The organism is Pseudomonas sp. CG7 (genome assembly GCF_023701885.1).
Classification (GTDB): domain Bacteria; phylum Pseudomonadota; class Gammaproteobacteria; order Pseudomonadales; family Pseudomonadaceae; genus Aquipseudomonas; species Aquipseudomonas zanjanensis.
This window is the reverse complement of record NZ_JABAEE010000030.1, coordinates 12,247-25,221: the sequence shown is the minus strand read 5'-3', so window position 1 is coordinate 25,221 and position 12,975 is coordinate 12,247. Positions and strand designations below refer to the sequence as shown.

The 12,975-nt window shown below is 49.0% G+C and carries 13 protein-coding genes; all 13 read left to right on the top strand.

Translation table 11 applies throughout. The annotated features are described in order from the left end of the window. The first annotated feature begins 1 nt into the window (after position 1). The 13 genes from pseB to HGO40_RS14165 all read left to right on the top strand — a co-directional run bounded on the left by pseB (position 2) and on the right by HGO40_RS14165 (position 12,960). Positions 2 to 1,000, top strand: a complete 999-nt coding sequence (pseB, locus tag HGO40_RS14225) for a UDP-N-acetylglucosamine 4,6-dehydratase (inverting) (protein WP_250963506.1) — start codon at positions 2 to 4, stop codon at positions 998 to 1,000. Between the two features lie 3 nt (positions 1,001 to 1,003). After that, positions 1,004 to 2,164: a UDP-4-amino-4,6-dideoxy-N-acetyl-beta-L-altrosamine transaminase gene (pseC, locus tag HGO40_RS14220; protein ID WP_250963505.1), complete on the top strand. Its 1,161-nt coding sequence runs from the start codon at positions 1,004 to 1,006 to the stop codon at positions 2,162 to 2,164. Then, positions 2,161 to 2,859 (top strand): pseudaminic acid cytidylyltransferase, encoded by a 699-nt coding sequence (gene pseF / locus HGO40_RS14215; RefSeq protein ID WP_250963504.1) that lies wholly within the window; start codon positions 2,161 to 2,163, stop codon positions 2,857 to 2,859. Before pseC ends, pseF begins: the two co-directional genes overlap by 4 nt. An 8-nt stretch (positions 2,860 to 2,867) precedes the next feature. After that, positions 2,868 to 3,977 carry a UDP-2,4-diacetamido-2,4,6-trideoxy-beta-L-altropyranose hydrolase gene (pseG, locus tag HGO40_RS14210; RefSeq protein ID WP_250963503.1) on the top strand — a complete coding sequence of 370 codons (1,110 nt, stop codon included), beginning with the start codon at positions 2,868 to 2,870 and terminating at the stop codon, positions 3,975 to 3,977. After that, a complete protein-coding gene (gene pseH, locus HGO40_RS14205; RefSeq protein ID WP_250963502.1) occupies positions 3,970 to 4,500 on the top strand; it encodes a UDP-4-amino-4,6-dideoxy-N-acetyl-beta-L-altrosamine N-acetyltransferase in 531 nt (176 codons plus the stop codon). The genes pseG and pseH overlap by 8 nt, the downstream gene beginning before the upstream one ends. 1 nt (position 4,501) lies before the next feature. After that, the gene (gene pseI, locus HGO40_RS14200) at positions 4,502 to 5,560 is read left to right on the top strand and encodes a pseudaminic acid synthase (protein ID WP_250963538.1); all 1,059 of its coding nucleotides are present in this window, start codon (positions 4,502 to 4,504) and stop codon (positions 5,558 to 5,560) included. An 85-nt stretch (positions 5,561 to 5,645) separates the two neighbouring features. Further along, complete coding sequence (locus HGO40_RS14195; protein ID WP_250963501.1) at positions 5,646 to 6,449, top strand: hypothetical protein; 804 nt, start codon at positions 5,646 to 5,648, stop codon at positions 6,447 to 6,449. A 32-nt stretch (positions 6,450 to 6,481) separates the two neighbouring features. Continuing rightward, on the top strand, positions 6,482 to 7,630 hold the full coding sequence (locus HGO40_RS14190) for a hypothetical protein (RefSeq protein ID WP_250963500.1): 1,149 nt from the start codon (positions 6,482 to 6,484) through the stop codon (positions 7,628 to 7,630). 16 nt (positions 7,631 to 7,646) lie between these two features. Beyond that, complete coding sequence (gene gmd, locus HGO40_RS14185) at positions 7,647 to 8,765, top strand: GDP-mannose 4,6-dehydratase (RefSeq protein ID WP_250963499.1); 1,119 nt, start codon at positions 7,647 to 7,649, stop codon at positions 8,763 to 8,765. Between the two features lie 2 nt (positions 8,766 to 8,767). After that, positions 8,768 to 9,742: a GDP-L-fucose synthase gene (fcl, locus tag HGO40_RS14180; RefSeq protein WP_250963498.1), complete on the top strand. Its 975-nt coding sequence runs from the start codon at positions 8,768 to 8,770 to the stop codon at positions 9,740 to 9,742. A gap of 96 nt (positions 9,743 to 9,838) precedes the next feature. After that, on the top strand, positions 9,839 to 11,248 hold the full coding sequence (locus HGO40_RS14175; RefSeq protein WP_250963497.1) for a mannose-1-phosphate guanylyltransferase/mannose-6-phosphate isomerase: 1,410 nt from the start codon (positions 9,839 to 9,841) through the stop codon (positions 11,246 to 11,248). Next, a complete protein-coding gene (locus HGO40_RS14170) occupies positions 11,249 to 12,004 on the top strand; it encodes a glycosyltransferase family 2 protein (protein WP_250963496.1) in 756 nt (251 codons plus the stop codon). Continuing rightward, positions 12,001 to 12,960, top strand: a complete 960-nt coding sequence (locus tag HGO40_RS14165) for an NAD-dependent epimerase/dehydratase family protein (protein ID WP_284739107.1) — start codon at positions 12,001 to 12,003, stop codon at positions 12,958 to 12,960. The genes HGO40_RS14170 and HGO40_RS14165 overlap by 4 nt, the downstream gene beginning before the upstream one ends. Positions 12,961 to 12,975 lie beyond the last annotated feature (15 nt).

The following is a 12,975-nucleotide window of genomic DNA, read 5'->3' as shown; positions in this document are numbered from 1 at the left end:
AATGTTCACCAATAAAACCATTCTCATCACCGGTGGTACCGGCTCTTTTGGTAACACGTTTGTGCCAATGACCCTGGCCAAATACAACCCGAAAAAGATCATCATCTTCTCCCGAGATGAAATGAAGCAATGGGACATGGCGAAGAAATTCGAGGGTGATTCCCGCGTTCGATTCTTCATCGGCGACGTCCGTGACAAGGAGCGCTTGTACCGCGCACTGGACGGTGTTGATTATGTGGTTCACGCAGCGGCGACTAAGATCGTGCCAACCGCAGAATACAACCCTTTTGAGTGCATCAAGACCAATATCAATGGCGCGATGAACCTGATCGATGCCTGCATCGACAAGGGCATCAAACGCGTTGTCGCATTGTCCACTGACAAGGCCAGCAGCCCGATAAACCTGTACGGCGCCACCAAGTTGGCGTCCGATAAGCTGTTTGTTGCCGGTAACTCCTACGCCGGTGGTCACGAAACCCGCATGGCGGTTGTGCGTTACGGCAACGTGATGGGGTCGCGCGGATCGGTGATCCCGTTCTTCATGTCGATCAAGGACAAAGGTGAATTACCGATCACCGATGAACGTATGACCCGTTTCATGATCTCCCTGGAGGAAGGTGTCGAGCTGGTTTGGCATGCCTTCGAAGACATGGAAGGCGGTGAGATCTATGTGAAGAAGATCCCATCGATGAAGGTGACAGATCTCGCTCGTGTCGTTGCACCTGAAGCTACCCAAAAGATTGTTGGCATTCGTCCTGGCGAAAAACTGCATGAGCAGATGATCAGTGCCGAAGATTCCTACTACACGTACGAGTACCCTGAGCACTTTAAGATTTTGCCGGTTATCAACGAATGGGCAACCTGCCCCAAGCGTATTAAAGACGGCAAAAAGGTCGCTGAAGGCTTCGTTTACGCCAGTGATAACAACACTGAGTGGATGAGCGATGAGGATCTGAAAAACTGGATCACTCTCAATGAAGCCAAGATCGGGAGTATCTGATACATGATCCCCTACGGTCGCCAGGACATAACCCAAGCTGACATCGATGCGGTGATTGGGGTGTTGCAATCCGATTTCCTCACCCAAGGCCCTATGGTGCCCCGCTTCGAGCAGCAGGTTGCCCAGCATGTGGGAGCCAGCCATGCGCTGGCGGTGAACAGCGCGACGTCCGCGTTGCATATCGCTTGTCTTGCACTGGGATTGGGTCCTGGTGATCGTTTGTGGACGAGCCCTGTAACCTTCGTGGCCTCTGCCAATTGCGGTCTTTATTGCGGCGCGCAGGTTGATTTCGTTGATATCGATTCTCGCACCTACAACCTCTGCCCACGGGCGTTGGAGCGCAAGCTGGAGCAGGCCGAGCGGGAAAGTGCGCTGCCCAAAATTGTCGTGGTGGTTCATCTCTGCGGCCAGCCCTGCGACATGCAAGCAATCCACGGGTTGGCCACGCGCTATGGGTTCAAAGTAATCGAAGATGCCTCCCATGCCATTGGTGGCAAATACCAAGGCGAATTTATCGGAAACGGAAAATACAGCGACATTACTGTATTCAGTTTTCACCCTGTAAAAATCATTACTACTGCCGAAGGCGGCATGGTTTTGACCAACAATGCAGAGCTGGCCAATAAAATGGCTCTGCTGCGTAGCCACGGTATTACCCGGGATGCGCAACAGATGACCCATGAATCGGATGGTCCCTGGTACTACCAGCAGATTGATTTGGGATTCAATTACCGAATGACCGAACTGCAGGCAGCCTTGGGCGTCAGTCAGATGGAGCGTCTGGACGAATACGTCGGCCGGCGCCATCAGTTGGCTGCACGTTACAACGATCTGTTGTCGACTTTGCCCATCACTGTCCCTTGGCAACACGCTGACAGCTACTCGGGTCTGCATCTTTATGTGATTCGTTTACAGCTGGACAAAATCAGCAAGACTCATCGTCAGGTGTTTGAATCGCTGCGTGAGCAAGGGATTGGCGTGAACCTGCATTACATCCCGGTTCATACCCAGCCCTATTATGCGCAGATGGGCTTCAAGTCTGAGGACTTCCCGGCGGCGCAAGCTTACTACCGCGAGGCCATTAGCATCCCGATGTTCCAGACGATGAGTGACGAGCAGCAGGATCGGGTAGTTGCCGCTATCACCAAGGCTCTGCTTCCATGAAACTGGCCGTCATTCCTGCCCGGGGTGGCAGCAAGCGTATACCGCGAAAAAACATCAAAGCATTTTGCGGGAAGCCAATGATTGCCTGGTCAATCGAAGCTGCATTGCAGAGTGGATGCTTTGATAAAGTCATCGTCTCGACCGACGATCTGGAAATCGCTGAAGTAGCTCGCCAATACGGAGCCAGTGTGCCGTTCATGCGTCCTGCGGAACTGTCTGATGATTACACCGGAACCATTCCGGTGATTCAGCAGGCCGTCGAATGGTGCAGAGCAGATGGGTTTGATGCTCACCAAGTATGCTGTTTGTATGCAACCGCACCTTTCGTTAGTCCTGAAGATTTGCGTCGTGGCTTGGATGTCCTTGAACAAACTGGTAGTCAGTACGCATTTTCGGTGACCAGCTACGCATTTCCGATACAGCGGGCGATTCGCTTGACCCAAGCGGGCCGGGTTGAAATGTTCAGCCCTGAACATTTCAACATCCGTTCTCAAGACCTTGAAGAAAGCTATCACGACGCCGGCCAGTTTTATTGGGGGCAGGCAAGCGCCTGGATGGGAGGAAAAGTGATCTTTAGCCCTGAATCCAGTGCGGTTTTATTGCCGCGTCACCGTGTACAGGATATCGATACTCCTGAAGATTGGATTCGTGCCGAATGGCTGTACAAAGCATTTCAAGCTGAGTCAAGTCAGTAGTGAAAGGTATGAAGGTTGTATTCCGGACCGATGCTTCGCTGCAAATTGGCAGTGGGCATGTCATGCGTTGCCTGACGCTGGCGGAGGCTCTTCGGGCTGAAGGGGCTGAATGCTACTTCATTTGTCGGGAGCATCCAGGACACCTTCTGGATGTGATTCGTGGCAAGGGGTTCAACGCCTATGGTTTGAGTTCCGCTGACAACTGTTCAGATCCAGATATGTCGGCTCGACAGACCATTGAGCTTACACATACCCATTGGCTGGGAACCACTCAATATCAAGATGCGAAAATCTGTGCACCAATTCTTGAAAAAATAATGCCGGAATGGCTGATCGTCGATCATTATGCCTTGGATGCGGAATGGGAAGCGTCGCTCCAGACGTTTTTTACCCGTCTTTTGGTGATCGACGATCTGGCTGATCGTAAACATATCTGTGACGTGCTAATTGACCAGAATCTGGGGCATGCAGAGCAGGACTACACAGCGTTAGTTCCTAACGACTGTCGGTTGATGATAGGTCCGCAATATGCGCTCCTGCGACCCGAATTTGCCAGACTTCGTAAGCAAAGTCTGAAGCGGCGAGTCTCTCCGAGGCTCGAACATATTTTGGTTACTATGGGCGGAATTGACCAGGCGAATGCAACTGGATGGACGTTGCATGCCTTGAAAACGTGCGCTTTGCCAGTGAGTTGCCAAATTAGCGTTGTGATGGGGCTCAACGCACCTAACTTGGCGAAAGTCGCCGACGCTGCGGCTAATATGCCATGGCCGACCGAAGTGCTGGTTAATATTACCGACATGGGGGAGCGAATGGCCTCGGCGGACATCGTTATCGGGGCAGCAGGAGGCACCTCCTGGGAGCGATGCTGTCTGGGAGTCCCCACAATAATGGTGGTATTGGCGGACAATCAAAAGTCAGGCGCTAAGGCACTGTTAAGTTCTGGATGTGTTGAGTTGATCGAAGAGTTTCGAGATATTCCCATGCAATTGCCAGCAGCTATACGTTCCTTGGCGAACGAAAGTACATTGTCAGCGCTGAGCGAAAACGCGCGTAGAATCTGCGATGGCTTGGGAGTTCAGAAAGTCCTCATGCAAATGAGTAATAAAAATGGATAATTCGCAGGCAATGCGTTTAGCGATACGTAAGATGACAGCGAATGATCTGTCTATCGTCCTAGCGTGGCGTAATCATCCCGAGATTCGTCGTTATATGTACACCCAGCATGAAATCTCAATCGAAGAGCATCGTGCGTGGTTCGAGCGGGCTTCCCAGGATTCACAAAAGCACCTACTGGTTTTTGAGATAGACGAAAAACCTCAAGGCTTTGTGAACATAACGGAGCTGAGCGCGTCCGCAGTAGCGGACTGGGGGTTCTATATTGCACCGGACGCTGCTAAAGGCACTGGTCGACAGCTGGGAAAAGCAGCCCTGGATTATGCTTTTAATAATCTGAACCTGCATAAGGTTTGTGGTCAAGCACTCGCGTTCAATGAGCGGTCAATTCAATTCCATCATGGTCTGGGATTTCAGCAGGAAGGTACTCTGCGTGATCAGCACTATGATGGCGAAAATTATCATGCGGTCATCTGCTTCGGTTTATTGAGCAATGAGTGGCAACCAGAAAATGGGAATCAATAATATGCCAAACCCTAGTATTACTATTGCAGGCCGAAAAATTGGGATCGATGAGCCTCCGTATATAATAGCTGAGTTGTCTGCCAACCATAACGGTAACTTCGAAACCGCAAAGAAAATCATCGAAGAGGCCAAAAAAGCTGGTGCTGATGCGATCAAGTTGCAAACCTACACGGCCGATACCATTACGCTGGATTGTGACTTTCCAGATTTCAAGATCAACGGTGGGCTCTGGGATGGGCGAACGCTTTATGAGCTGTATAAAGAGGCTCATATGCCCTGGGAGTGGCACGCGCCGCTTTTTGATTATGCGCGTGAATTAGATATTACAATTTTCAGCTCGCCATTCGATAATACGGCGGTCGATCTGCTGGAAGGGTTAAATGCTCCAGCGTATAAAATTGCATCTTTTGAGGCTATTGATTTACCTCTCATAAAATATGTTGCCAGCACCGGTAAACCGATGATTATTTCCACCGGGATGGCTAACGCCGAGGAGATAGCAGAGGCTATTGAGGCTGCTCGTGAGGGAGGCTGTAAAGAGCTGGCAGTATTGCACTGTGTCAGTGGTTATCCTGCCCCTGCGCATGATTACAACCTACGTACAATACCTGACATGATCCAGCGTCACGGGCTGGTGACTGGTTTGTCCGATCATACATTGGATAACACTACTGCAGTAACCAGTGTTGCACTGGGTGCTTCAATCATTGAAAAACACTTTACTCTTGATCGGAGCGGTGGTGGTCCTGATGATAGTTTCTCACTTGAGCCTGCAGAACTCGTGGCCTTGTGTCGGGATAGTAAGACTGCATGGGCTGCGCTGGGGAGGGTTGATTATGGCCGGAAGTCTAGCGAGCAAGGGAATGTGCAGTTTCGGCGTTCATTGTATTTTGTGAAAAGTTTGAAAGCAGGTGACGTCATCACTGCTGATTCGGTAAGGAGCGTCAGGCCAGGATTTGGCTTGCATCCAAAGCTGATGGACTCCGTAGTTGGTAGCGTGTCGACTCGAGATATTGATAAGAATACCCCTGTCAAGATGAATGATTTTTATGCTAAGTAAAAAGCATATCAGAGCAGTTCTCGGAAATTTGCCCCTAGCACTTCAGCTATTGTGTACACGGTTGATACTTTGGTTTGAGTCCGTTGTGCAGTGGCTGCGGGCTTCAAAGCTGAAGCGACTGGGAATGCAGGAATTTGTTGCTTCTTCTGATAGGTTCGATACCTCCCTTGAATGTCATATCCTAGCATCCGGTTGGAGCTTGAACCATTCCTATGAAGCTATTGATCGTGCGAAGTCGTTTGTTATAGGTTTCAATTTTTCATTTTTAAAATGTAATAATCCTGATTTGCATTTTATTGAGAATGCGTCAGTGAAGGATTTGCGTTTTTTTGTGAACACTTATCAGATCTATATTGCGTTGGAGAAATTTAATGTTTTCGCAAATTCTAAAGTTATTTTCAAGAATCTGTCTGAGCTAAAGAATTCAGTGGGCCTTATCGGTACGCTGTACTCGGATAAAGCATTCTTTATAAAGGATCGACATTTCAGAATTTTTGGCAGCAAAGGCGTTGCTCCGGTAGTGACGCAGATGTGTGCGGAAACCCAAGGCTTGCCTCAAGCAGTATCCAGTGTCGTTGGTTTGGCTGTTTTGGCCAAAATAATGGGTTTTAAGAAAATCATCGTTCACGGTCTGGACTTTCAGGGGCCGCACTTTTATGGACGTGACGCTTCTGAGATTATTTTCAATAACGGAGTGCTGCCGCAACCGATAAATCCAGATGAGGGTGGCTTCGAGTTACATAAAACCGCGATCGGCGAGAACGGTGTCGGTGTGGCGGCAGTGATAAAAGCGCTAAAGCACGAGCTAAAAAAATACGGTGTAGAAATATCGGCGGCAAGTAAACTGTCTCCATCGGCCGAAATTCTGGGGTGGGCTGAGTTGGAATGATGGCCGGCATTCATTTCGGGAGGGAGATTTAAATGGCCGCTGTCCTTCGAGGTAGCGCATTTTTTTGTGCGTGTATTTATATTGTTCTTTCTGCGTTGGCTTTTTATTACGGAGAAATTAGCTATCGTACCGGGGCAGTGGCCGTTGGAGTCGTTGTATTCGCTATTATGCTTTCGGTTTCTCGAGGACGAAGTGGCTTATCTTTTTTCGGTCTGGTGCTTTTGTTTTTCTGTTTGTTTGTTTTTTCGTTGTTTAACTATGATTGGTCAGAATACAGAAGTGTCTTCACAGTTTTTGTTTTCGTTTCAGGGCTTGGTGTTGCCTGGTATGCCGTGGAGTTTCGGAAAACGTGGGTGCTCTTTGAACTTCCTTTCTTTATATTTTTGACTGTTACGATCTGGTTGATTCTGGTGAAAGGGTATGGGGCGGCAGAGTTTAACAAGGTGCTTATCGGGTCGAGTCGGAATGTATATTCTGGAATATTATTGGCGCTTGCAAGTGGGTATATTTTTTCCCGAGAGTATGCAGGTAAGTCTATATCGGTGACCTTGTTTGTTTTGGTGTTCTTAATAAGTATTCCTTTGTATAGTCGTAATGGGATATTTGTTTCTTTTGTGCTTTTGTTATGTGTTTTATGGAGAAAAAGTATTCTCGCGTTTTCGGTAATGGCTGTTATGGGTTTTGTTGTTTTGGTTGTCGGGTGGGAGTACTTTTATGATCTTGTGCAGTCTCGTACAAATTTGGCTGCGGGCTTGGAGAGTGATCGATATTATATTGCTCAAGATTATTTTGCACATTTGGACCTGGTTGGTTTTTTTGCTGGAGTAAATTTAACAAGTGTACCAATGGTGGAAGCCTTTGGCGGTAATCCTCATAGTGCTTTCTTGCGACTGCATTCTTTTTTCGGTGTTTCAATATTTTTCTTCGTCTTTATGGTTGGTATTTCATTCGTCAGGTTAATGCTTGATAGGCAGTATTTGTTGATGGTTGTGCTTTTTTTGTATCTGTTTCGAGCTGCGTTTGATATATTTTATTTATTTAACTTGATGGATTTTTTAGTTTTTCCGCTGATTTTTTATTGGTATTTCAGACGGTTTACACCCAATTTTAGAAGAGAAGTGATATTGCTTCCTTCGCATGGCAAGGCGGATTCGTCTGTCATTGCTAGAACTTTAAAATGACTGGGAGAATGGGAGCATGAAAAGAGCTTTAATTACCGGGGTTACAGGGCAGGATGGTTCCTATCTGGCTGAACTGCTACTCGAAAAAGGTTACGAAGTCCACGGCATCAAACGTCGAGCTTCCTCCTTTAATACTCAGCGTGTCGATCATATTTATCAGGATCCGCATGTTGATAACCGTAATTTCGTTCTCCATTACGGTGACCTGAGCGACTCCTCGAACCTCACCCGGATCATCAAGGAAGTTCAGCCGGATGAAGTCTATAATCTGGGAGCCCAGTCTCACGTTGCCGTGAGTTTCGAGTCTCCTGAATACACCGCTGATGTCGATGCGATGGGCACCTTGCGGATTCTTGAAGCGATTCGTTTGTTGGGGTTGGAGAAAAAAACCCGTTTTTATCAAGCGTCGACTTCTGAACTGTATGGTCTGGTGCAGGAAACTCCGCAACGGGAAACGACTCCTTTCTATCCGCGTTCTCCTTATGCCGTGGCAAAACTCTATGCCTACTGGATCACCGTGAACTACCGCGAAGCCTATGGTATGTATGCCTGCAATGGCATCTTGTTCAACCATGAGTCCCCACGTCGTGGCGAGACTTTCGTGACGCGCAAGATTACCCGGGCCTTGGCGAACATTTCTCAAGGGCTGGAGCAGTGTCTGTTTCTAGGCAATATGGATGCATTGCGCGAGTGGGGGCATGCAAAGGATTACGTACGCATGCAGTGGATGATGCTGCAGCAGGACCAACCGGAAGACTACGTGATTGCCACCGGTGTCCAATATTCGGTACGTGAGTTCGTGCGCTGGTCCGCAGCTGAGCTGGGGATTACCTTGCGCTTTGAAGGTGAGGGTGTAGAAGAGCGTGCTGTGGTCGAGCGCATTGACGGCGAGTTGGCACTGGCGTTGAATGTCGGGGACGTAATCGTACGTGTTGATCCGCGTTATTTCCGGCCCGCCGAGGTTGAAACCTTGTTGGGGGATCCTAGCAAAGCCAAGAAGAACCTGGGCTGGGTGCCGGAAATCACCGTGCAGGAGATGTGTGCCGAAATGGTCCGCGAAGACCTCAAGGCCGCTCAGCGCCATGCATTGCTCAAGCAACACGGTCATGAAGTTCCGGTCGCTGTGGAGAACTGATAATGTCCCGTGAATTGAACCAGAACATTTTTGTCGCGGGCCATCGAGGTATGGTCGGCTCGGCCATCGTGCGCCGCCTTCAGGCCCTGGGTTATCGCTCCGTTTTTTGCGCCGGACGGGACGAACTGGATCTGCTGGATCAGCGGGCGGTACGCGCCTACTTCGCCGAGCACCGAATTGATCAGGTGTATCTTGCGGCGGCCAAAGTAGGAGGGATTCATGCTAACAATACGTTCCCCGCGGATTTCATCTACGACAACTTGATGATTCAGGCGAATGTGATTCAGGCGGCTCACGCCTCGGACGTCCAACGGTTGTTGTTTCTTGGTTCTTCCTGCATCTACCCCAAGCATGCGATTCAACCTATGAAGGAAGACGCATTGTTGACCGGAGTTCTGGAACCGACCAACGAGCCTTATGCGATCGCCAAAATTGCTGGGATCAAGTTGTGTGAGAGCTATAACCGCCAATATGGTCGCGACTACCGCAGTGTCATGCCAACCAATCTTTATGGACCTCATGATAATTATCATCCACAAAACAGCCACGTGATTCCGGCATTGCTTCGCCGTTTCCACGAGGCCGTGCAGGCCGATCAGGCCGAGGTGATCATCTGGGGTAGCGGCAATCCGATGCGTGAGTTCCTGCATGTCGATGACATGGCAGCGGCCAGCGTCCATGTGATGGAGCTTGATGGTGCTACCTATCAGGCCAATACCCAACCAATGTTGTCGCATATCAACGTGGGGACTGGTAAAGACTGTACGATTCGCGAGCTTGCACAAACCATCGCCAAGGTCACCGGTTTCAAAGGGCAGCTATCCTTCGATGCAAGCAAACCTGATGGATCTCCGCGCAAGTTGATGGATGTCTCGCGGCTCTGCGCACTGGGCTGGCAGGCCACCATAGATCTGGAAGACGGGCTGGGCGATGCTTATCGCTGGTTTGTAGAGCATCGGTTGGAAGCCAGGGATTAATGCACTGCAAACTGGATTTATCGGGCTATTGATGTAATAAGCCTATGAATAAAAAGAATTTAACGGCAACTCGATAGCTGCAAAGGACGATTTTGTATGTTTCTTCCAGTAATCATGGCTGGCGGCTCGGGGTCTCGCCTCTGGCCATTGTCTCGCCAGCTCAATCCCAAGCAATTTCTGCCTTTGGTTGATGCCGAGCAATCGCTGCTTCAGTCGACAATCAAGCGGCTGGAGGGGCTTGATCATCATCTGCCGATACTGATCTGCAATGAACAGCAGCGATTCCTTGCGGCGGAGCAATTGCGACAGCTGGACATGGAGGAAGCCCGGATTCTGCTTGAACCGGTAGGGCGCAATACTGCACCGGCTATTGCGCTCGCAGCATTGCAAGCGACTGCTGGCGGAGATGATCCGATTCTGCTGGTTCTTGCTGCCGATCATCTCATTCAAGATATTGAAGCGTTCCACGCCAGTATTGGCCATGCTTTGGCGCTGGCTGAATCGGGTAAATTGGTGACGTTCGCGGTGTTGCCTACTCATCCAGAAACCGGTTTTGGCTATCTGGAAAGGGGAAAGGAACTGGCTCTTGGCGGTTACGTTGTCAGCCGGTTTGTGGAAAAGCCCGACTCAGCTACTGCCCAAAGATACCTGGACAGCGGCCAATACTTTTGGAATAGCGGCATGTTCATGTTTCGAGCAAGCCGTTATCTGGAGGAGTTGGAGCGTTTTGCACCGAATATTCTCCATGCTTGCCGTGCCTCCTTTGCGAGTGCCCGGCAGGATATGCATTTCACCCGTGTCGATGCCCAGACGTTCGGGGCTTGCCCGGAAAACTCAGTTGATTACGCGGTGATGGAGCGTACGTCCGACGCGGTAATGGTACCGCTTGATGCTGGATGGAGTGACGTGGGGTCCTGGACGGCGCTATGGGACACTGCTGACAAGGATGCCGATGGTAACGTGCTCAAAGGCGATGTGCTGACTGAACGTACAAGTAGTAGCTATGTACATGCCACTCATCGACTTGTCGCAACCATCGGCATTGATGATCTTGTGATCGTTGAAACCAAGGACGCGGTGCTCGTTGCGCATAAGGGTGACGTCCAAGACGTAAAAAAAATAGTCGATCAACTGAAAAATTGTAAACGCACCGAATATGCAAATCATCGTGAAGTTTATCGTCCATGGGGCGTTTATGACTGCATAGATAATGGCCTGCGTTATCAAGTTAAACGCATCACGGTGAATCCCGGTGCGAAGCTATCGGTACAAATGCATCACCATCGTGCAGAGCATTGGATCGTTGTGAGCGGCACTGCACGTGTAACCAATGGAGATAAGAACTATCTCGTAACGGAAAATCAGTCTACTTATATCCCCGTGGGCCAGGTCCACGCGTTGGAAAACCCGGGCGTGATACCGTTAGAATTGATTGAAGTTCAATCGGGTACTTATTTGGGGGAGGATGATATTGTCCGGTTTGAAGATATATACGGTCGGAGTTAAGTGGCGTTGAAAATCTCGATAATTACTGTTTGTTATAATGGTGTCGACACAATCAGAGATACCATTGAGTCTGTTCTTGCGCAGCAATATAAGAATATCGAATACATTATCGTGGATGGTGCCTCGAAAGACGGAACGCTGGACATAATATCCGAGTATGAAGGTCGGATTGCCAAGTTGATAAGTGAGCCGGATAAGGGCATATATGATGCCATGAATAAAGGTGTCAGGGCCGCAACAGGTGATTATGTTGGTATCTTGAACTCGGATGACTTTTTTGCTGGGGATTATGTCATCCAAGATCTGGTTGCGCACTTGCAAAATAACCCTGGTGCGGATGCTACTTACGCAGATCTCGTTTTTGTACAGCGTAAGCAGACTGAGGTTGTTACCCGAAAATATTCTTCGGCAGGTTTTTCTCCTTGGAAAATTCGTTTTGGTTTTATGATTCCGCATCCAACTTTTTATGCGCGGCGCGAGATTTTTCAGCGGTTCGGTGATTATAAGTTGGGCTATCGCGTTTCCGCTGATTTCGAACTGATGGCACGGTTTTTTTCTAAAAATGTAAGAATGGTAAGGCATGACGCGGTCATGGTTAAAATGCGCGACGGTGGAATAAGTACAACGGGTTTTTGGTGGCGGATTCACCAAAATCTCGAAATTGTCAGGGCTTGCCGGGAAAACGGCATTTATACCAATATTCTACTGGTGGCTATGAAGGTTCCATTCAAATTGGCGAGCTATCTAAAGAAATGAAACCAACTAAACGGATTCTACTTACAGGTAGTACGGGTTTTGTCGGGAGCAGGCTACACGCAGTGCTCGGCTCTACCTATTCCGTTGTAGCGGTATCCCGTTTACCGCAGATTGCTTCGGACGGTTCCCAGACGATCGGTGTCGGTGATCTTTCGGGTGATACTGCATGGGCCGATGTTTTACAGGGTGTTGATTGTGTTGTGCATGTTGCCGGTCGAGCTCATAAGTTAAATGATAAGTGCGAAAATCCCTTGTTGGCGTTTAGGAAGGTAAACGTTGAGGCAAGTCTCAATCTGGCGCAACAAGCCTGCGATGCGGGTGTGAAACGATTTGTTTTTATCAGCTCAATCGGCGTTCATGGAGTGAATACAACAGGGGCGCCTTTGGATGAACACTCTCCATTAATACCTCATGCCGATTATGCACTTTCAAAATTGGAAGCAGAGAACGAGCTAAAGAATGTTTCGATAAAATATGGTATGGAGCTGGTTATTATTCGTCCGCCATTGGTTTATGCCGGGAATGCGCCAGGGAATTTCCAGGCTTTGTTGAAGTTGGTCGCCAGCGGGTTGCCACTTCCTTTTCGGGGTGTAAAAAACAAACGTAGTATTATTGCTTTAGAAAATCTGGTTGATCTAATCTCTCTATGCGTTGAGCATCCCGCAGCTGCAGATCAAACCTTTCTCGCGTCTGATGGGGTTGATGTGTCAACTTCTCAAATTATTCGCTATCTCGCAAAGGGTATGGGGCATGAGGCAAGATTGTTTCCTGTTCCTGATGGGTTGGTTAGTAGAGTTGCCCGATTAATTGGGCGTGAAACGACATACGATCAGCTTTATGGCTCTCTTGTGATTGACTCGAGTAAAGTCCGTGGCCTTTTGGGATGGACCCCCCCGGTAGCTCCAGACGAAGCGTTAGTCGAGGCTGGGAAAGATTATTTTTCTCGTGCTCGTTAAGCTTCCTCTTTCTAT

Coding starts and splice junctions, on each gene's coding strand:
- fcl (WP_250963498.1), top strand. CDS start 8,768: ATGTCCCGTGAATTGAACCAGAACATTTTTGTCGCGGGCCATCGAGGT.
- gmd (WP_250963499.1), top strand. CDS start 7,647: ATGAAAAGAGCTTTAATTACCGGGGTTACAGGGCAGGATGGTTCCTAT.
- HGO40_RS14175 (WP_250963497.1), top strand. CDS start 9,839: ATGTTTCTTCCAGTAATCATGGCTGGCGGCTCGGGGTCTCGCCTCTGG.
- pseC (WP_250963505.1), top strand. CDS start 1,004: ATGATCCCCTACGGTCGCCAGGACATAACCCAAGCTGACATCGATGCG.
- pseB (WP_250963506.1), top strand. CDS start 2: ATGTTCACCAATAAAACCATTCTCATCACCGGTGGTACCGGCTCTTTT.
- pseH (WP_250963502.1), top strand. CDS start 3,970: ATGGATAATTCGCAGGCAATGCGTTTAGCGATACGTAAGATGACAGCG.
- HGO40_RS14165 (WP_284739107.1), top strand. CDS start 12,001: ATGAAACCAACTAAACGGATTCTACTTACAGGTAGTACGGGTTTTGTC.
- pseI (WP_250963538.1), top strand. CDS start 4,502: ATGCCAAACCCTAGTATTACTATTGCAGGCCGAAAAATTGGGATCGAT.
- HGO40_RS14190 (WP_250963500.1), top strand. CDS start 6,482: ATGGCCGCTGTCCTTCGAGGTAGCGCATTTTTTTGTGCGTGTATTTAT.
- pseG (WP_250963503.1), top strand. CDS start 2,868: ATGAAGGTTGTATTCCGGACCGATGCTTCGCTGCAAATTGGCAGTGGG.
- pseF (WP_250963504.1), top strand. CDS start 2,161: ATGAAACTGGCCGTCATTCCTGCCCGGGGTGGCAGCAAGCGTATACCG.